The organism is Holophagaceae bacterium (assembly GCA_016720465.1).
Taxonomy (GTDB): Bacteria; Acidobacteriota; Holophagae; order Holophagales; family Holophagaceae; genus JANXPB01.
Genome location: JADKKO010000003.1, coordinates 60,352 through 79,274 on the forward strand (window position 1 = coordinate 60,352; position 18,923 = coordinate 79,274).

Genomic DNA, 18,923 nt, shown 5'->3' on the forward strand with positions numbered 1-18,923 from the left:
GAAACGACACTCCACCTGAGAGTGCCGTTTCCTAATTGAGGAAGGATTCGAACCTCCGATTGGCAACGGCGCGGGAGTAGGAAAAGGCTGAGACGCGCGAGCGTCGAAGCCGGTCCGCGAAGCGGATTTCCGCCCGCAGCCGTGCCGCGGCGGATGGGTGGTGCTTAGGTCCCAGTTGGAGGGCGAACTAATCCCGATGCGCCCCGACCATCGCGACCGGTTCAAGGGAGAACTCGAGCCGGTCCTTTCCTTGTCCCAAAAGGGGGCGCGAGAGGATTCGAACCTCCGATCGGCAACGGCGCGGGAGTAGGAAAAGGCTGAGACGCGCGAGCGTCGAAGCCGGTCCGCGAAGCGGATTCCCGTGCGTAGCCGTACCGCGGTGGATGGATCGCGCCCAGATCTGGGGGGCGGAGCCAACCTACCCGCACCTCATTCCTCAAGCCTCGCAACTCATACCTCGCCACACGTGCCCTTCGCGCCATGACATTCCCGTGGCACACTTGGAGGCTCGCTTGAACGCGCGGAGCCGCCGACCATGACAGACGCCTGCACCATCATCACAACCTGCGGCAGCGAGGAGGCGGCACTCACCATCGCGGCGGCACTGGTGGACCAGGGCTTCGCCGCCTGCGTGAGCATCCTGCCGAACGTGAAGAGCTACTACAACTTCAAAGGCGAGACCCATCTAGATGAAGAGGTCATGCTGATGATCAAGACCACCACCGAGCTCTTTCCAAAGGTGTCTGAGATCATCACGGACCTGCACACCTACGAAGTGCCGGAAATATTGATGCTGCCCGTGCAGGAAGGCAGCGGGCCCTTCCTCGAGTGGATCCGCGACAGCGTGCGGCGCCTGGTTTAGGCGATCGGCTGTGGACGGTCGGCTGTAGGCTGTAGGCTGTAGGGATGAAGGATACGCCCAGGGCCTCGCGCCCCCAGCCTGGGAGAAGCCATGGAACAAACACTCAGCCTTGAATTCCTCCGCGTGGTGGAGGAGGCGGCCATCGCCTGCGCCCGCAGCATCGGGCACGGCCGCCGCAAGCACTCGGACAAGCTCGCGGTGGAGGCCATGCGCCACACCATGGAATCCGTCCGCATGGACGGCACCATCGTCATCGGCGAAGGGGAGCGGGACGAGGCCCCCATGCTGTTCATCGGCGAGAAGGTGGGCATGGGCGCCGGGCATGTGCCGGTGGATATCGCGGTGGACCCCCTGGAGGGCACCAACCTCTGCGCCACCGGCGCCGCCAACGCCATCGCGGTGCTGGCGGCATCGGACAAGGGCGGCCTGCTCCACGCGCCTGATCTCTACATGCAGAAACTCGTGGTCGGCCCGGCTTCCAAGGGCAAGGTGCATCTCGATGCGCCGGTAGCGGAAAACCTAGCCGCCATCGCCAAGGCGCTGGACCGGAAGATCGGCGATCTCACGGTGACGGTGCTGGACCGGCCCCGGCATGAGCAGCTCATCGCGGACATCCGCGCGGCGGGCGCCCGCATCCAGCTCATCGGCGATGGCGACCTGAGCGCGGCCATCAGCGCGGCGGTGAGCGGGACGGGAATCCATGCGGTCATGGGCATCGGCGGCGCGCCGGAAGGCGTAATTTCCGCTGCGGCCCTGAAATGCCTCAATGGCGAGATCCAAGCGCGGCTGGTGGTGGATACCAACACCGCATCCCGGGAGAACGCGGAAAAAATGGGTGTGGACTTCGACCGCATCTACAAGACCGAAGATCTCGCGCCCGGCAAACACATCGTCTTCGCCGCCTGCGGCGTGACCTCCGGAAACCTGCTCAAAGGCGTGCAGTTCTTCGGCCACGGCACCCGCACCAGCTCGCTCGTCCTGACCTATGAATCAGGCCTGGTGAGGTTCATCGACACCGTGTACAAGCACCAGGGCGAAAACATCACCGTGCGGTTCTGACCACGAAAACTCAATAAAAAATCACCACAAAGAAATACAAAAAATATTTTTCTGCTTTTCCCATTTGTGTCTTTGTGGTCCAAGTTTTTTATGTCTTTGTGGTCTTTTTTCGTCTTCGTGGTTCCTTGGAGGCTTGGTGGTGAGCGAATCCTGGCGAACGCGGTGGTTCCGCTGGACCATGAATTTCTGGCCCTGCTACCGGGGTTCCGGCGGGCGCATCACCTACATCGCCGGGGATTGGAAGGAAGTGCGCGTGCGGCTGCGGCTTTCTTTGCGCACCCGCAACTACGTGGGGAGCATCTTCGGCGGCAGCCTCTATGCTTGCGTGGACCCGATCTACATGCTCATGCTCATCAAGTGCCTGGGGCCCGGCTACGTGGTGTGGGACAAGGCGGCCTCCATCCGCTTCCGCAGGCCTGGCCGCGGCACGCTGACCGCGGCGTTCAGGCTCGGTGATGCCGAGCTGGACGAGATCCGGAGGCTGCTCGAATCCGAACCCAAACTGGACAGGTCCTACCGCGTTGAATTGGTGGACGCCAATGGCACTGTCCACGCCGAAATCGACAAGGTGATCCACATCAGCAAGAAACCGGAATCCTGACCGGCCTATTTCGCCAGCGCCCCGGCCTTGACGAATTTCACTTCGCCCTTGGTGCGCGGCACCAGCTTTTCAAGGGCTTCCACGGTTTCGGGGTAGATGTGGGCGATGATCAGGACTTCGCCTTCTTTTTTCGCGATCGCCAAGGCCCGGTCCCACTCCTTTTCCATCGCCGCGAAGGCCTTGTCGTCATCCAGGAAGACCTTGCGCTGCACGGATTGGACACCCAGTTCCTTGGCCACATCGAAGGCCACGCTCTCTTTTTCGGTGCGGCTGTCCACGAAGAAGGCGCGGCGGGCCTTGATTTCCTGGAGCACCCACGTCATCCGCGGCTTGTCCGGCGTGATGCGGCTGCCCATGTGGTTGTTGACGCCGGTGCGATGGGGGATGTCATCCAGCGCCTTGCGGACCCGTTCCCGGATTTCCTTCTCGGTCAGATTGAACATCACCGCATCGGGGCCGGGATTCGACTTGGGGAAGCCGATGGGCTCCATGGGCAAGTGCAGCATCACCTCCTTGCCTTTTTCAAAGGCGATGTTGGCGCTCTCCCGGGTGAATTCCTGATACGGGAGCACCGCCACGCTGAACGGGATGGGCTGGGCGCAAAGCCGCGTCACCAGCTCCGGCGCGGCGTAGCCGAGGTCGTCCACCACCAGCGCGAACCTCGGCAGCCTGGATTCCGGCTGCTGTTTCGCGCCCACCGGCTTTGCAGGCTCGTTGGGCCTTGGCGGGTTTTTGGGCGTGCGGGTGGGCCCCGGTTCCGGTTCAGTCTTGGCCGGAGCGGGCCTTTGTTTCCGTTCGCAGCTCGTCTGGCTCAGGAGCAGGCCCAGCCCCAGGCCCGCAAGCAGCATGAGGGCGCCCAGGCCCAGCAGGGCTTGAGTGGATGGACCAGCGCTTTTCCGGCGGGCCATGTCAGGCCGCGTTCTGGCTATCGTCCTTGGGCGTGGGCTTCTCGTTCAAGCCCGCCAGGATCTTGGGGATCGGATCCTCATCGGGCTTCAGCCCCTTCAACACGTGGTCGGGGACGATGCCAGCGCGATCCAGTTTCTCGCCTCCGGCGCCGATCCAACGCCTGGACACCAGTTCCACCGCCCCGCCCTGCCGCAGCAGCAGCCGGGTCCGCTCGACGCCGAGGCCCGGCGTCCGCTCGCCAAAGGTGGGATCTCCCGCCTTCTTGAGGGTGGAGGCCAGCGCCTCGGCGGGGCCCAGGGTGCTGGGGCCGACGAGCAGGATGACCTTGGCGAACGGGGCCTCGCCCGCACTCTTGAACTCCACAATGCGATCCTTCTGGCCGTGCTCCTGGATGGTCACGAAAGTCCCGCCCGCTGCGAAGAGCCCCGCCACCAAGGCCGCCTCGTCCAGGCTGCCCTCCGAGCACCGGCGAAGGTCCAGGATCAGCGGCAGCTTGCGGTCCAACGCGGACAGCGCGGACTTCAATTCAGGCGCGCGGCCCGGCAGGAGATCCGGGAGGCTGGCCATATGCGCCTGGCCGCCTTTCTGCAGCGTAATCTGCGCCTGCCCGGGCAGCTCGCGAGTGACGCTCACGGTCTTGAGCTGGGCTTCGCTGGTGGCATATCGGAGCAGGCTCACGGAGGTTCCCGCGGCCCCGCGGAGACTGCGCTCCAGGGCCCAGGCGCTGAGCGGTCCGACGGATTCCTTGTCGATCTTCCGGACCACATCCCCCACCTGGAGGCCGGCCTTGTCGCCGGGGCCGCCGGGCCGCACCGCCACTACCTGAGCGTAGATGCCGCGTTTCACCAGCCGGATGCCGAGGTCCGCCGGGCCGGGTTCCGGCAATCTCAGGTCCTCCGGGGTCAGGTAGGCATTCAGGGGATGGGCCCGTTCCAGCACAGCCTGGATGCCGCCGGAAATGACCTTTTCCATATCCGGGCGATCCACGTAGTTGTCCCGCACCAGGCCCAGCACATCCTGGATGTCCGCAAGCCCAGCCAGGGGATCCTGGGCCCGCGCTTCGGCGGCGGGTTTGCTGGGCGCCTGCTGGATGAGCGGGTAGGTGAACGTGGCCACGATGGGCAGCGAGATCAGGGAGAGCCAGGTGCGCTGATGCATGGAATAAGTGTGGCATGGGGGACGGGAAGATTCCCATGAAGGTATGGGCTATCAGCCATGAGCCATGAGCTGGAAAACCTGCCGATCCAAGCTCATGGCTCATAGCTCAACGCTCATAGCCTGCCATCATGCGTACCAGCTTGTCCCGCTCTTGAATCCCTTGTCCTTGGCTTTCATCTGCGCGTGGCGGGCCAGGGCCAGGTCGATGAGGCGCGTGAGCAGATCCCCGTAAGGGATGCCGCTGGCGGCCATCATCTTGGGATACATGGAAATGCTCGTGAAGCCAGGGATGAAATTCAGCTCGTTGAGGAACACCCGGCCCGTCAGGCGCTCCAGGAAGAAGTCCACCCGGGCCATGCCGTAGCCGTCGGACACGCCGAAGGCGCGGCCCGCGAGCTTGCGGATGAGGTCGCTCAGTTCCTCGGGGATCTCCGCGGGGATCCTGGTGCTGCTGCGGCCCGCGATGTACTTGTCCTCGAAGGTGTAGAACTCGTCGGCCACCAGCACCTCGCCGGGATTGGACACGAAGGGCTGGTCGCCGCCCAGCACCGCCACTTCGATTTCCCGCACGTCCAGGCCCTGCTCCACCAGCACCCGGCGGTCATAGGTGAAGGCCCGGTCCAGCGCCGCCGGAAGGTCCTCCGCCCGTTTCACTTTCTCGACGCCGATGCTGCTGCCGAGATTCACGGGCTTGATGAAGAGGGGCAGTCCGAAGGCCAGGGATTCCGAAAGGCAGACCTCGCGCTCCCGCTTCCAGCGTTCCTCGGTCAGGCCCACGTAGGGCACCACCGGCAGGCCGTCGGATTCCCACAGCCGCTTGGTGATCCATTTATCCATGCCCGCCGCCATGGCCAGCAGGCCCGCCCCGGTGTAGGGCCGGTGCAGCAGCTCCAGGTAGCCCTGGATCTGGCCGTCCTCGCCGCCGGCGCCATGCAGCGCATTGAAAAAAAGGTCCGGCAGGGGCGTGTCTTCGGCGCCCTTTTCCAAGGGCAGGAAAGGATGGCTGCTGCGCTTGGGAATTTCGTTCGCCGCCAGCCGCGCAAAGGGATCGCCCTTCAGCACCCACACCCCATTGCGGGCGATGCCGCAGGGCCTCACCTCGAAGCGCGCCGGATCCAGATGCTGCGCGATGCTCCGCGCCGTAACGATGGAAACCTCGTGCTCGGGGCTTTCGCCGCCGAAGAGCAGGCCGATGGAAAGGCGTGGCTGGGACATGGGAATAGGGTAAAGGGATTCTGCCTGGGGGCGAAGCGCCACCAGTCCCGGGGATCAATTGGATGCGGCCGTGAGCCCTTCGCCGCGCTACCCTAGGCGAATCCAATCCGGAGCAACCGTGCGCACGGCCATTTATCCCGGCTCTTTCGATCCCGTGACCCTCGGCCACTCGGACATCATCCAGCGGGCTGAAAAATTAGTGGACCGCCTGATCGTCGCGGTGCTGCACAACCCCGCCAAGACCTCAGCCTTCTCGGTGGAGGAACGCGTGCAGATGCTCAAGGATCTGGTGGCGCCCTTCCCCAATGTCGAGGTGACCAGTTTCCATGGCTTGCTGGTGGATTTCGCCAGGCAGCATGACGCGGACTGCATCGTCCGGGGCGTCCGGGCCTTCAGCGATTTCGAATACGAATTCCAGATGGCGCTCGTGAACCGTAAGCTGGCGCCGGATCTGGAAACCATCTTCCTGATGCCCAAGGAGAAATACTCCGCTGTGAGTTCCAGGCTGGTGCGGGAGATCGGCAGCATGGGCGGCGAATTGAAGGAACTGGTGCCTGAGCCTTTGCTGGAACGCATCATGACCAGGCTCGCGAAGGGTTAAGGGCGATACCGTTCAATCAATGCAGCCATGAAGGGACACGAATAAAGGCCTTCGTGTCCCATTCGTGTCTCTTCGTGGCTACTGTCTTTCCCGAAGCGGGCGGCACTGGGTTTGGGGGGATCCGTTCCGCGCGATCTCAACCTTTTCAACCTGCCGGGAACTTCTCCGGGGCTAGGCTTGTCCAATCCCTCAGACACTCAACCGGACCCAGGCGAGGCCTGGCCATTCCTTCAGGATTACCCAGCACCCAAGGAGTTCCCATGTTGATGCGCGGCCTGCTCGCCTCCAGCTTCCTGGCCTTTGCCTTGCTCGTTCCGCGCCAGAATGAGGCAACCAAGAGCCAACCACCTCCACCGCCACAGGTCACCACGGTCCAGCCTACCCGCCCGGCGATTTTCATCCCGGGCGAGGATGGCAAGAAAGCCCCGGCCCAGCTCCAGGCTCTGAAGATCGATGTGCAGGTCGTGGGCGCGCTGGCCACCACCACCTGGGACATGACGATCCACAACCCGCAGAACCGCCTGCTGGAGGGAGAGCTGGTGTTCCCGCTGGGCGAGGGCCAGACCGTTTCGCGCTTCGCCATGGATGTGAACGGCGTTTTGCGGGAAGGCGTGGTGGTGGAGAAAGCCAAGGGGCGCCAGGTCTTCGAGAGCATCGTGCGGCGGGGCGTGGATCCCGGCCTTCTCGAAATGGTGGCCGGCAACAGTTTCAAGGCCCGCATCTATCCCATTCCGGCGAACGGCGCCAAGCGGGTGGTCATCGCCTACGAGCAGGAACTGCCCTTCGTATCGAAAAAGGATGGTGACGCCCTGAAATACACCCTGCCCATGGGTTTCGACCAGCCCGTCGGCCGCTTCAGCCTGACCGTGGAAGTGCTGGAGCAGACCCAGCAGCCGCAATGCTCCTCCAGCCCCATCCAGAATTTCGAATTGAAGCCCTGGCAGCGCAGTTTCAAGGCCGAGGCCGTCCGCGAGCATTTCCAGCCGGAAGCCGCGCTCGTGCTGCTCGTGCCCAAGAGCGCCGAGGCCAGCGGATCCTACGTCCAGCGCTTCGGCGATGAACGCTTCTTCTATGTGAGCCTCCTGCCCCGGGCCTCCCGGGAACCGCGGCCCGCGCCCAAGAAACTGCTGATCGCCTGGGATGCATCCGCCTCGGCCTCCAGCCGCGACCGGAGCAAGGAACTGGAGCTGCTGGACCTCTACTTCAAGCGCATCGGAAGCTGCTCCGTGGAGCTGGTCGTTTTCCGGAACGCCCCCGAGAGTCCGCGCGCCTTCACGGTCGCCCAAGGGGGCTGGAAAGCCCTCCGGCAGGCCCTGGAAAGCGCGCCCCTGGACGGCGGCACGGCCCTGGGCGCGCTTGATTTGAGCGGCTCTGGCTGCGACCTGGCGCTGCTCTTCAGCGATGGCATCAACACCTTCGGCCCCGCGGCGCCCAAGTTCCCCCGCTGCCCGCTGCTGGCCATCAACACAGCGCTCACGGCCCAGCACGACCGGCTGCGCTTTCTCGCGGAATCCACCGGCGGCGAATACCTGAATCTTTCAGGGGAAACCGCCGAACAGGGCGCCGAAGCCCTGAAGACCCAGGCCCTGGCGCTGCTCCGCGCCACCTATGAACCCGGCGCGGTGCGGGAGCTGTATCCCAGCGGCGGCGCCCTCGTGCGCGGTTCCCTGGGCATCGCGGGCAAGCTGTCGAAGGACCGCGCGCGCATCACCCTGCATTTCGGCTACGGCAGCGCAGAACGCTTCACCCGCGTCGTCTCCGTGGGCGGCGAGGAGAGCAGCGCCGCGCCCGTGGCGCGGCTCTGGGCCCAGAAAAAGCTCCAGCAATTGATGCTGGAGCCGGACCTCCACCGCGCTTCGATCCTGAAGCTCGGCCAGGATTTCTCCATCGTCACGCCCGACACCTCGCTGATCGTGCTGGACGCCCTTTCCGACTACGTGCGCTACCACATCGTGCCGCCCGCGGAGATGCAGGCCGAGTATTTCCGCCAAGTGCGGGAGGAGCAGAGCGGAAAAAAGGAAGCCGAACAAAGGCACCTGGAATCGTTGTTGACCCAATTCAAGGAGCGCCAGGCCTGGTGGGAGAAGGAATTCAAGCCGCTGCCCCAGGTTCAGAGAACCCGCGATATGAAGGATGTCCAAGGCGCGGCGGGCGTCGTGGCGGGTGGAGCGCCGCCGCCTCCAGCGCCACAGCAGAACCAGCTCGCGCCCCGGGCGGAAGCGCCCCGGCCTTCCGCGGTTCCCGCGGAAGTGGTGCTGTCCGCCGGGGAGGACAAGGAGGAGCAGGACGCCGTCGGCCACCGCAGCAGGGATGGCGCCGCCTCGATTTCGAGATCCAAGAAGGAGAGCGCCAAGCCCGATGCGGAGCCCGAAGCCAGAGGCACCATCACCCTGAAGGCCTGGAATCCCGACACGCCGTACCTGAAATCCCTCGCGGGCACGCCCAAGGCCGACCGCTACGCGGCCTACCTCATGCTCCGCGCCGAATACGGCTCTACGCCGGGCTTCTTCCTGGATGTCTCGGACCTGTTCTTCCGGGAGGGCGACGTCGACCTGGCCCTGCGGATCCTCTCCAACATCGCGGAACTGAAGCTCGAAGATGCGACGCTGCTGCGGGTGCTGGGCTACCGGCTGAAGCAACTCGGCCGGCACCGCCTGTCCGTGTGGGCTTCCGAGGCGGTGCTCCGCATGCGGGAGGAAGAACCCCAAAGCACGCGCGATCTGGCGCTCGCCTGCGCCGCGAATGGCCAGGAACAACGCGCCGCGGACTTGCTCTGGGGAGTGGTCCGGAAGCCATGGGACGGCCGTTTCAGGGACGTGAACCTCATCGCGCTGGGAGAATTGAATGCGCTCATCGGCACCGCCAAGGCCAAAATCAATACGGGAAGCATGGATTCCCGCTTCATCCGCAACCTGCCGGTGGATGTGCGCGTGGTGCTGAACTGGGACACGGACAATAGCGACATGGATCTCCACGTCATCGATCCCCGCGGGGAGGAGTGCTTCTACAGCCACTCCCGCACTGAACTGGGGGGCCGCATCAGCGTCGACGCGACCGGGGGCTATGGACCCGAAGAATTCCTGCTGAAGAAGGCTGTTCCGGGCACCTACAAAGTGCGGGCCAACTACTTCGGCACCCGGCAGCAGACCGTCATCGGCGCCACCACCGTCGTGCTGGAGCTCTACCTCCGCTATGGCAGCGGCAGGGTGGAGAACAAGTCCGTCATCCTGCGCCTCACGGGCGGCAGCCGGCTCGCGGATGTGGGGGAATTCGTGTTCGTGAAGTGATGGGGTCGAATCAATCCGGCATAAAAAACCACGCGGAGGAGGATTCCCGCCTCTGCGAGTGGAAGGAGCAGGAGCGCGTACACGCGCGATAGGCGGGAGCGGAGGAGCGGATGGAAGCTGAAAAAAGAAAATTATTCCTGATTACCCACGAGCCTCAGCCGAAAAAAGCACCCCACGAAGGGCCGCGAATAGCTGCCATGGCCCATGTATGAGCTAGGCTGATACCGAGAAGGGGTGAAGGAAGGGCCGCGAAATCTCTATTGCCGCACTAGCTCTTTGGCGACCAGGAGACTCATCATGGGCCAGCCTCGCGGATGGAATTCAGGCGGCCCGGCGCGGATCACACCTTGGTGCGAGCCCGTCGCCGGGCCGCCTGAATTCGCGGGCCCAGAGGCCCGCGGGCGCTACGCGCCCCCGCGAAGCGATACCGGGTTGAATTCACTTTTCGCGGCCCTTCGCCAGAGCGCAGCGGCTTCGCGGCCCTTCGCGGGCACGCTTCCTCGGCTGAGATTGGGGGATAACCAGGAAATTATTTCTCAGCTTCCCTCTGTCTCTCCTCCGCTACCCTCCGCGCGGTTCTATTCAATAATTTCGCCCTAAGCCATCAATTTCGCGACGGTGGGACCGGGATCCCAGAAGGCGCGGAGCTCGGCGATGCGGCCGGAAGCATCCAGGCGGATGACGTCGATGCCTTCGAAAACCACGTCGGCGCCGTTGCGGCCCCTGCCCTCCCCGCGGAAGGCGATGGCCCGCTCGGAGCCCGCGCCATGGACCTCCCGGGGGCTGAGCCGCACCGAGGCGAAAAGCGAACCAAGGCCTTCAAAAAATTGCTTCACGTCCGCTGGTGAGGTGTTCACGGGGCTGCCGATGGGGTCCTGGTGATGGCAGGGCGTCGTGAAACAGGCCGAGGCCTTTTCGAAATCCATGGCTGTAATGGCATCGAAGTAGGCCTGGACCATCGGGGGCAGTTCGGATGAGCTCACGGGATCTCCTGGATCGTGGATGGCTGGTAATCCACCTTGGATGCCAAGAAGCGTTCGCGGTGTGACGAAGCGCCAGGCGCAGGCACCCCTTTCCGGGCTCATACCACCTCGGCCAATTTCAGCCGCTCCCGCTCCCGTTGCAGCCATTCGCGCTGGGCCTCGGTCAGGCCCACCGCAATGGACCTGGCCGCCGCCTCCCGGCAGCTCTGCAGGAGTTGGCGGTCCTTCACCAGATCCGCCACCTGGAACTGCGGCAGGCCCGCCTGCCGGACGCCGAAAAATTCGCCGGGGCCGCGGATCTCCAGGTCCCGCTGCGCGATCCTGAACCCGTCCTGGGTTTCCACCAGGATGTGGAGCCGTTCGGTTTCAACGCTTGAAATCATCACGAAAAAGCTGCGATGGGCGCCGCGCCCCACGCGTCCCCGAAGCTGATGCAGTTGGGACAGCCCGAAGCGCTCTGCATGGTCCACCACCATCACCGTGGCGTTGGGAACATCCACGCCCACCTCGATGACCGTGGTGGCCAGGAGCAGCTTCGCATCCCCCTGGACAAAGCGGCCCATGCGCGCGGCCATGTCCTCGGGTTTGAGGCGCCCATGGACGACCTCCATGTCGATGCCCGGAAAGCGCGCGCGGATGAGCTTCTCCATGGCCTGGATGTCGCGCAGCTTCACCTTGGTCTCATCGGCGGGATCGATGGCCGGACTCACCACGAAAACCTGGCGCCCCCCCTTGATCTCCGTCCCGACGAGGTCCCAGGCCCGCTCCGCGGCGCCGGTCTCCAGCAGGCGGGTGGTGATGGGCTGGCGGCCCGGCGGCAGCGCATCGAGCACCGACTGGTCCAGATCGCCGAACAGCGAAAGCGCCAGGGAGCGGGGAATCGGCGTGGCGCTCATCACCAGCCAATGGGGGTCGCCGCCCTTCTGCTTCAGGGCCTCGCGCTGTTTCACGCCGAACCGGTGCTGTTCGTCCACCACCACCAGGCGCAGGTCCTTGAACGCCACGGCCTCCTGGAACAGCGCGTGGGTGCCCACGAGGTAGCGGGCCTCGCCGTTGGCGATGCGCGCCAGGGCCTCGCGCTTTTCAGCCGCCTTCATGGGCCCCAGGAGCAATTGGATGCGATGGGCTTCGTCCCCCAGCAACCGCTCGAAGCTCTGGGCATGCTGGCGGGCCAGGACCTCCGTGGGTGCGAGCAGGGCGCCCTGGCCACCCGTTTCGGCGACCATGGCCATGGAAAGAAAGGCGACCAGCGTTTTTCCGCTGCCCACATCCCCCTGCAGCAGGCGATGCATGACGCGCCCGGAGGTGAGATCGTCCACGATCTCCTTGAACACCTTGCGCTGGGCGCCGGTGAGGTGGAAGGGCAGGAAGGCTTTCAGGCGTTCCCGCAGGTCCGGCGACGTGGGCACCACCAGGCCGCGGCGTTTCATCCGCCCCGCGCGGCGGAGTTCGACGCCCAGGGCGAAGGCGAACAGCTCTTCCGTGGCCAGGCGCTGGTGGGCGGGCGTTTCGCGCTGGTTCAACAGCCGGCCGTCGCTTTCGTCCGGCGGCTGGTGCAGCAGCCGCAGCGAAGCCAGTGCATCCGGCAGGTGCCGGCAGAGCTCCGGAGGCAGCCACTCTTCGGGGGGATGGGCCCGGAGCAGGGCCTCCTCCACCAATTTTTTCCGCACCAGGCTGCTGATGGGCCCCAGCTTCCGGTAGAGCGGCAGGTAGCGGCGGACCCAGAGCCCATCGGCCCCTCTGGCCTGTTCATTCCCGGCCCGGCCCATGAGTTCGATCTGCGGCCCGCGCATTTCCAGGCCATGGCGGCCCTCCACCAGCGGCCCGAAGGCCAGCAGCCGGTCGCCGATCTTCAGGCTGCGTCCGAGGTAGGGCTGGTTGAAAAAGACCAACTTCAACACGCCTGTGCCATCGTTCAGCAGCACCTCGGTCAGGGCCATGCGCTGGATCCGCGTCAGGCTCTGGCGAAGATCCTGGACCTGGCCGAGCACCGTGATGATCTCCCGGTCTTCCAGGTCCGGTTCGAAACCGCGCATATCCAGATCGCCGAGCGGCTTGATGGAGCCCCGGTCCACGTAGCGGTAGGGCAGGTGCATCAACAGGTCCCGCAGGGTGTGGATGTCCGCTTCCTGCAGGGCCGCCGCCCGCGCAGGCCCCAGGCCACGGAGCACCGAGACCTGGGTGCTCAGGGGCAGTGGCGCGAGAGTGGACATGGCACTAAGCGTATCGGCTCCCTCGGAAAGCCATGAGTCCAGAGCTTCGGCCCCTGCCTCTCGGCTTTTCTGCCCATCGCCCAGGCTTCGGCCTATCATTAGCCTTAATTATCCAAATCGTGTTCTGGAGTGATGCATGGCGAAGCTGGACAAGTTCCTGGCTCAGATGGTCGCCAAGGGCGCGGCCACGCTGCACCTGGACCCGGGGCAATTCCCGACCATGGAACTCCCCGGAGGCCATCGGGTGACCCTGAGCTCCCAGGAGCTGGTGGGGGCGGTGCTGGACGGCCTGGCCAAGGAGATCCTGCCGAACGAGATGTCGACCAACTACCTCCGCGGTGAGCAGGTGCGGTTCGACTACACCTTTGAAACCGAACCCTTCCAGTTCCTGCTCCAGCGCAGCACCATCGGGACGCGCATCCTGGCCGGCCGGCTGCGGGCCCTGACTTCAGACGCCATGCCGGCCCCCAAGGAGGCCAGCACCGGGGATTTCCTGATCCCGAAAGGCCCCGCCCCCGCCAAGGTGCTCAGCATGGACAGCCTCATCAACTGGATGCTGGACCTCGGCGGCTCGGACGTCTACCTGAACGCGGGGGAATCGCCCCTGCTGCGGCACCAGGGCCGCATCGGCTCCGTGGAGGGCTTCAAGCCCATCCCCGCGCAGGAACTCTCGGACCTGCTCAAGGGCATCACGCCCAAGGCCAACTGGGATGCTTTTGAAAGGGGCATGGACACCGAATTCGCCTATACGGACGATGTGCGGCACTGCCGCCTGCGGGTATCGATCTTCCACGATGCGCTGGGCCCCGCGGTCGCCATGCGCATCATGCCCAAGGAGGTGCCGGACGCGGACACGCTCGGCTTGAGCGTTCCCATCCGCCGGCTGGTCCAGTTCAACCATGGCCTCGTGATCATCGCCGGGCCCAGCGGCAGCGGGCGCACCACCACGGTTTCGGCCCTGGTGGCCATCGCCCACGAATCCCGCCACGGGTTCATCGTGACCATCGAGGACGCTGTCGAGTTTCCCTTCCTGCAGGGGAACGCGCTAGTGCGCCAGCGGGAAGTGGGCCGCGATCCGGCCCGCCAGAAACAGGCCATCCGTGCGGCGCTGCGCCAGGCCCCGGACATCCTCATGGTGGGGGAACTGCGGGACGCGGAAACCGTAGAGCTGGCCCTCGACGCGGCGGGCTCCGGGCGCCTGGTTTTCGCGATGCTTTCGGCTACCTCGGCCCTGGACGCCATCAGCCGCCTGAGCGAGGTCTTCGGACCGGACCACCAGCCCTTCATCCGGGCGCGGCTGGCGAGTTCGTTGAAGGCCGTGCTCTGCCAGACCCTGCTGAAGAAGAACGGCGGCGGACGGGTGGCGGCCATCGAGACCATTTTCAACAACCCGCAGATCATGGGCCTGATCCGCAAAGGCGACATCGAAGAGATCCCGGCCGCCATGAAGACCGGCCGCCAATACGGGCAGATGCTGCAGAACGAGGTGCTCGTGAAGCTCATCAAGGACAAGGTCATCGAGCCCATGGAGGCCTACCGGAAATGCCATGACCGCGAAACCTTCATCCAGGCCTGCAAAAAGGCCGCGATCCCGTTCGACCCCAGGAAGGATGGCGAAGAAAAACCCGGGGACTGATCTCGAATCGCCACAAATTGCAAAAAACATAAAATAACAATTATATTCCTGTAACCACGGATTAATACGGATTAACACTGATAACTAAAACGACACCGCGCGGAGGGCAGCGGAGAAAAGCCAAATTAATATATCCTTATCCGTGTTAATCCGTGGTTGAAATATTTTTTCTTTTCACTCCCTTAGGCATCCAGTTGATAAGTTTTTAAAACTACGGATTGATACGGATTTTCAACAAATTTTCCTAAGAGTGCTTGTTTTAATATCTACGCTACGTGAATCCGTCTTAAGTGATAATTGGCCACAAAGGGGCACAAACATCGCAAAGAAAAACAAAATTTTTCTTTGTGCCATTAACGTCAAATTATGATTAATTATTATTAATTATCTATTCAGTTAATTCACTTTTTTAACAGCCATTTTTAATTCCGTTCCATTGCGTATTGCGCGATGGCCAGGCAGGCGGTGAGTCCTGGGGAATCGATGCCGAAGAAATTGGTCAATCCCGGCACGCCATGGTCGGCTTCGCCCTGGATCAGGAAATCCCGGGCCGGCTCGCCGGGCCCCTGGAGCTTGGGCCGGATGCCCGCGTAGGCAGGTTGCAGGGAAGCCTCCGGCAAGCCCGGCCAATAGCGCCGCACCGCCGCATAGAAGGCCTCGGCTCGGGCCGGGTCCACGCCATAGTCGATGGCCTCCACCCACTCGGCGTCGGGTCCGAACCGCGCCTGCCCCGCCAGGTCCAGCGTCAGGTGGACGCCCAGCCAATCGTCCACGGGCACTGGATAGACCAGCCGTGAAAAGGGCGCAGCGCCCGGCAGTGAAAAATAAGTCCCCTTGGAGAGATGCAGGGGCGGGATCGCCTCCGGGCGGATGCCGTCGATGCTCATGGCCAGGGCCTGGGCGCCCAGGCCCGCGCAGTTGAAGCAGCGATCCGCGAGAAGGCTCGAGGGCTCCGGGCCGCCCACCTCGAAAAGGACGCCTTCCCGCAGCGAGCAGCCCCGCAGCACCGGGCTCCGCAGGACGAGCTGGGCGCCCTGCTGTTCCGCGTCCAGCAGCAGGGCCCGCATCAGGCCGTGGCTATCTACGATGCCGGTGGCGGGCGAATGCAGGGCCGCGGCGCAGCGGAGCTTGGGCTCCATTTCGAGGGCGGCGGCGGAGTCCAGCCATTCCAGTTCGACGCCATTGGCCGACGCCTGGACCTGGACACCGCGGAGCGCGGCGATCTGATCCGCTTCCGTGGCCACGATCAGCTTGCCGCAGCGCTGGTGCGCTACACCCCGGCTCGCGCAGTAGTCGTAGAGCAGGCGGTTTCCGGATACGCACAGCGAAGCCTTGAGCGAGTCCTGCGGATAGTAGATCCCCGCGTGGACCACCTCGCTGTTGCGGGAACTGATGCCCGTGCCGATGCGGTCCCCGGCTTCCAGGATCAGCACCTCATGGCCCGCCTTCGCCAGCGCCCGCGCCACCGCCAGGCCCACGACCCCAGCACCTGCCACCACGCATTCGACCCGGTCCATGCCACCAGTCTAAGAGAGTGTCTTTAAAAACACCCGCGCCGCGCAGAGCGAGCAGACTTATGGAGCCGGCGTCCTCTACTCCAGATCGAAAGTGATGGTCACGTTGCCGCGGACGCTCAAGGTGCCGGGCGCCAAGGGGCCGTCCTGGCTTGAACTGGAGCCTCCGGCGGATTGGGAGATGTTCTGGGACATGCCCTGGTAGCCGCGGCCCCACCAGCCGCCGTAGCTGGACCACCAGCCGCCCGAGCCCTCTTGGATGGACCGCGGCTTCCCGACCTTCTGGCCCAGGGCGCCCGCCAGCGCGATGGCCTTTTCCTTGGCGGCCTTCATGGCCAGCGCCCGCGCCTCGTCGCGGTGCTTCCGCAGCTCGCTGGTGCGGAAATCGATGCCGTGGATGTATTCGACGCCGGCCTGCAGCACCGAGGTCAGCAGGGCTTCGAACTTCGAGACATCCCGGAGCGTGACGACGATGGTGGTGCGCTGGATGTATTCCACGAAGGTCCTGCGGTGGTTCTGGTGGTCGTACTCGGGCGCGAGGTTCAGGTAGTCGGTGCGGATGTCCTTGCCCGCGACGCCCGCCGCCAGCGCCGCCGCCAGCACCTCCTTCATGCGCTGGTCGTTCAGCCGCCTGACTTCCGCCAGTTCCTTGTGCCGCGTCTCCACGCCCAGCGTCAGGATGACCTCGTCCGGCGCCACCTTCATCTCCGCTTCGCCCGAGACCGTGATGGTGCGCGGCGCGGGCTCTTCAAGCGCCAGGAGTGGTGCCTGGGCGCTCATGAGTCCTATTGCCAAGGCCGAAGCCAGAAAGCGTTTCATGGAACCCTCCTGCGGATTCATAGGGGAAAAGTTCAACTTCAATGGTTCTTTGGTTTCCACCCAGGCCACCAGAAGGAGGGCCGGGCCCCCGGAGGGTATCGCCATCTGATCGTTCCAGGCTGTGAAGATATTTCCTTTGATGAAAGCATCGGGTCGGAATTGGAGAGACTTTTTCAAGGATAGAAAACTGAAACTGTGCTGATCACCGTGTTGTAAGGCATTCCGGAGAAGACGACGCGGCCGTCCGGCAGAAGCCCAATGGTGCGTTGGGTCTGCCAAGTCCCGCCTGGAAAACCACCGGAATGGAAGGTCCCCAGAGCGGGATCGAATATCTCAGCGCTGCCGTCGGCCCGCCCCCCGGCGACCGCCATGGCCATGCCGTTTGGAAGGAGCACCATCCCGAAGGCGTAGCGGGGATTGGACATCCCGCCCGTCGGCTGGAATTGGTTGGTCGCAGGATCGAACAGCTCCGCAGAAGTCAAACCGGAAATAGTGGTGGTATTGGAGGGGATATACCCACCGGCCACAAGGACCTTCCCCGAGGGCAGCAACACCGCGTTGTGCCTGGCCCTCGAATGGGCGAGCGGAGCGGAGGCGGTGGACGCCTGGGCGTTGAAATCCCAGATCTCAGCTCCAGAAAAAACATCGGTGGGGGCATTCGGGCCGTTCACGCCCCCCGTGATCAGTACCCTGCCATCCTTCAGGGCTGTTGCCGAATGCCAATATCGTGCAGTCGCCAGCGCACTCAATGTCTGGAACTGCCCTCGACCGCCATCCGCACTGGGATCAAAAACCTCCACCTTGGCCGTCGGGGAATTGAACGATTGCCCATTCCAAGGGCCTGGTGAGAGCCCTCCAGTAATGAGCACCCTTCCGTCCTTCAGGAGGGTCGCCTGGTGGCCCACACGTGGAATCGCCATGTTGCCTGAGGCCGTGAAGGTGCTTGTCTGGGGATTGAAAAGCTCGGTGGAAGCCAAGATGTTGGATCCGCTGGTTCCGCCAGTCATGAGCACGCGCCCATCATTCAACAGGGTCGCAACGTGGCCCCGCCGCGCTTGGGCCATGGGGCCGGTGGCCTGGTAGCGGCCCAGCCGATCTCCCGTCTGTAGATCCAGAAGGTCGGCCGAGGCAAGAGCAGGGCCGAAGAATTCGCTCCCGCCGGCAATCAAGCATTTCCCGTTGGCGAGCACCGTGAGGGTCGGCCCGGTGATCGTGTACCAGTAGTCCGAGTACCCGTCTCGAAAGGTCGGGAAACCCCTGACCCCACCCCAGACCCCACCGCTGGCTTTCACCTGGATGGAGGCGGTAGCTGTGCTATTCGGGTCTTTTGGATGGGTGGCTTTGAGTTGAAATGTGCCTTCCAGGGCTGGGGATTGGTAAACGACCGAATTGGAATATTGCCAAGTCGTGACTGAGCCGCCATTGGGTTGGGCGATCTCCCAGTCAAGGGTGGCCCCATCCGACGCTGAGCCCACGAACTCGACACCACCCCCGGCCACAACAGTGGCGTTGGGGGGAGAGATGGACACTTTGAACAGCGGAGGCGGGGGCTCCTGTTTCCCGCCTCCGCCACAGTGGAAGGAAAGGAGGGTGATTGCCGCAACGAGAAACAATTTGGGATTCATGGATGTTTCTTCCGTGAAAGTCCCCCGGATTCGCTCAGACGAGATTGGCCTCGTCTGCACGGGGATGTTTTCAATCATGGCCCAAAAGGTGAAGCAGCCAAAGCCGGGATGAGGCGTGATACGAATTTGCATTCGAAAAAATAATATTCACCACCAAGACACCAAATTCCAATTTGTCCCGCGTATCGGATACTCCGATACCGAGAAAAAGCGCCAACCTCCAACATGCTTGATTTCGACTCAAAATCGCTTCGCGAGGCGCGTAGCGCCTGCGGGCCGAAGGCACGCAAATTCAGGTGGCCCGGCGCGGATCACACCTAGGCGTGAGCCCGCCGCTGGGCCACCTGAATTTCATCCGCGAAGCTCGCACTTGACGGGTCTCTTTGTGCCCTTTGTGGCTTGGTGGTTCATATCTTTGAATGCAACTTGGTATGAACCTGC

Annotated in this window: 14 protein-coding genes; 6 read left to right on the forward strand and 8 right to left on the reverse strand. The window is 63.8% G+C overall.

The genetic code is table 11. The features are described from left to right. Positions 1-535: 535 nt before the first annotated feature. The 3 genes from IPQ13_07135 to IPQ13_07145 all read left to right on the forward strand — a co-directional run bounded on the left by IPQ13_07135 (position 536) and on the right by IPQ13_07145 (position 2,522). Positions 536-862 carry a divalent-cation tolerance protein CutA gene (locus IPQ13_07135; GenBank protein ID MBL0210671.1) on the forward strand — a complete coding sequence of 109 codons (327 nt, stop codon included), beginning with the start codon at positions 536-538 and terminating at the stop codon, positions 860-862. A 90-nt stretch (positions 863-952) separates the two neighbouring features. Continuing rightward, positions 953-1,921 (forward strand): class II fructose-bisphosphatase, encoded by a 969-nt coding sequence (glpX, locus tag IPQ13_07140; GenBank protein MBL0210672.1) that lies wholly within the window; start codon positions 953-955, stop codon positions 1,919-1,921. A gap of 139 nt (positions 1,922-2,060) precedes the next feature. Then, positions 2,061-2,522 carry a DUF4442 domain-containing protein gene (locus tag IPQ13_07145; GenBank protein ID MBL0210673.1) on the forward strand — a complete coding sequence of 154 codons (462 nt, stop codon included), beginning with the start codon at positions 2,061-2,063 and terminating at the stop codon, positions 2,520-2,522. A 5-nt stretch (positions 2,523-2,527) separates the two neighbouring features. Here the strand turns inward: IPQ13_07145 and IPQ13_07150 are convergent, their stop codons facing one another. The 3 genes from IPQ13_07150 to IPQ13_07160 form a co-directional block, all read right to left on the reverse strand. Continuing rightward, a complete protein-coding gene (locus IPQ13_07150; protein ID MBL0210674.1) occupies positions 2,528-3,430 on the reverse strand; it encodes a divergent polysaccharide deacetylase family protein in 903 nt (300 codons plus the stop codon). 1 nt (position 3,431) lies between these two features. Next, positions 3,432-4,589 (reverse strand): PDZ domain-containing protein, encoded by a 1,158-nt coding sequence (locus IPQ13_07155; GenBank protein ID MBL0210675.1) that lies wholly within the window; start codon positions 4,587-4,589, stop codon positions 3,432-3,434. Positions 4,590-4,715: 126 nt separating this feature from the next. Next, on the reverse strand, positions 4,716-5,804 hold the full coding sequence (locus tag IPQ13_07160; protein ID MBL0210676.1) for a D-alanine--D-alanine ligase: 1,089 nt from the start codon (positions 5,802-5,804) through the stop codon (positions 4,716-4,718). A gap of 118 nt (positions 5,805-5,922) precedes the next feature. On the opposite strand from IPQ13_07160, the gene coaD reads away from it, so the two are divergent. Together coaD and IPQ13_07170 are read left to right on the forward strand one after the other, a co-directional pair. Continuing rightward, entirely contained in the window at positions 5,923-6,405 is a 483-nt protein-coding gene (gene coaD / locus IPQ13_07165; protein MBL0210677.1) for a pantetheine-phosphate adenylyltransferase, read from the forward strand. 260 nt (positions 6,406-6,665) lie between these two features. Next, complete coding sequence (locus IPQ13_07170; protein ID MBL0210678.1) at positions 6,666-9,692, forward strand: DUF2135 domain-containing protein; 3,027 nt, start codon at positions 6,666-6,668, stop codon at positions 9,690-9,692. A gap of 596 nt (positions 9,693-10,288) precedes the next feature. On the opposite strand, the gene IPQ13_07175 is transcribed toward IPQ13_07170, so the two are convergent. Together IPQ13_07175 and IPQ13_07180 are read right to left on the reverse strand one after the other, a co-directional pair. After that, entirely contained in the window at positions 10,289-10,675 is a 387-nt protein-coding gene (locus tag IPQ13_07175) for a nuclear transport factor 2 family protein (protein MBL0210679.1), read from the reverse strand. A gap of 98 nt (positions 10,676-10,773) precedes the next feature. Then, positions 10,774-12,888 carry an ATP-dependent DNA helicase RecG gene (locus IPQ13_07180; protein MBL0210680.1) on the reverse strand — a complete coding sequence of 705 codons (2,115 nt, stop codon included), beginning with the start codon at positions 12,886-12,888 and terminating at the stop codon, positions 10,774-10,776. 136 nt (positions 12,889-13,024) lie between these two features. Here IPQ13_07180 and tadA point away from each other — a divergent pair, with 136 nt between their 5' ends. Next, positions 13,025-14,524, forward strand: a complete 1,500-nt coding sequence (gene tadA, locus IPQ13_07185; protein MBL0210681.1) for a Flp pilus assembly complex ATPase component TadA — start codon at positions 13,025-13,027, stop codon at positions 14,522-14,524. A gap of 422 nt (positions 14,525-14,946) precedes the next feature. Here tadA and IPQ13_07190 read toward each other — a convergent pair whose 3' ends face one another. The 3 genes from IPQ13_07190 to IPQ13_07200 all read right to left on the reverse strand — a co-directional run bounded on the left by IPQ13_07190 (position 14,947) and on the right by IPQ13_07200 (position 18,386). Further along, positions 14,947-16,041, reverse strand: a complete 1,095-nt coding sequence (locus tag IPQ13_07190; protein MBL0210682.1) for an NAD(P)/FAD-dependent oxidoreductase — start codon at positions 16,039-16,041, stop codon at positions 14,947-14,949. A gap of 75 nt (positions 16,042-16,116) precedes the next feature. Next, positions 16,117-16,857 (reverse strand): SIMPL domain-containing protein, encoded by a 741-nt coding sequence (locus IPQ13_07195; protein MBL0210683.1) that lies wholly within the window; start codon positions 16,855-16,857, stop codon positions 16,117-16,119. Positions 16,858-17,030: 173 nt separating this feature from the next. After that, positions 17,031-18,386, reverse strand: a complete 1,356-nt coding sequence (locus tag IPQ13_07200) for a hypothetical protein (GenBank protein MBL0210684.1) — start codon at positions 18,384-18,386, stop codon at positions 17,031-17,033. Positions 18,387-18,923 lie beyond the last annotated feature (537 nt).

What these genes read in the sequence shown, in the direction of transcription:
- IPQ13_07195 (MBL0210683.1), bottom strand. Translation starts at nt 16,857, where the DNA reads ATGAAACGCTTTCTGGCTTCGGCCTTGGCAATAGGACTCATGAGCGCC.
- IPQ13_07150 (MBL0210674.1), bottom strand. Translation starts at nt 3,430, where the DNA reads ATGGCCCGCCGGAAAAGCGCTGGTCCATCCACTCAAGCCCTGCTGGGC.
- IPQ13_07155 (MBL0210675.1), bottom strand. Translation starts at nt 4,589, where the DNA reads ATGCATCAGCGCACCTGGCTCTCCCTGATCTCGCTGCCCATCGTGGCC.
- IPQ13_07180 (MBL0210680.1), bottom strand. Translation starts at nt 12,888, where the DNA reads ATGTCCACTCTCGCGCCACTGCCCCTGAGCACCCAGGTCTCGGTGCTC.
- IPQ13_07170 (MBL0210678.1), top strand. Translation starts at nt 6,666, where the DNA reads ATGTTGATGCGCGGCCTGCTCGCCTCCAGCTTCCTGGCCTTTGCCTTG.
- IPQ13_07135 (MBL0210671.1), top strand. Translation starts at nt 536, where the DNA reads ATGACAGACGCCTGCACCATCATCACAACCTGCGGCAGCGAGGAGGCG.
- IPQ13_07160 (MBL0210676.1), bottom strand. Translation starts at nt 5,804, where the DNA reads ATGTCCCAGCCACGCCTTTCCATCGGCCTGCTCTTCGGCGGCGAAAGC.
- IPQ13_07190 (MBL0210682.1), bottom strand. Translation starts at nt 16,041, where the DNA reads ATGGACCGGGTCGAATGCGTGGTGGCAGGTGCTGGGGTCGTGGGCCTG.
- tadA (MBL0210681.1), top strand. Translation starts at nt 13,025, where the DNA reads ATGGCGAAGCTGGACAAGTTCCTGGCTCAGATGGTCGCCAAGGGCGCG.
- glpX (MBL0210672.1), top strand. Translation starts at nt 953, where the DNA reads ATGGAACAAACACTCAGCCTTGAATTCCTCCGCGTGGTGGAGGAGGCG.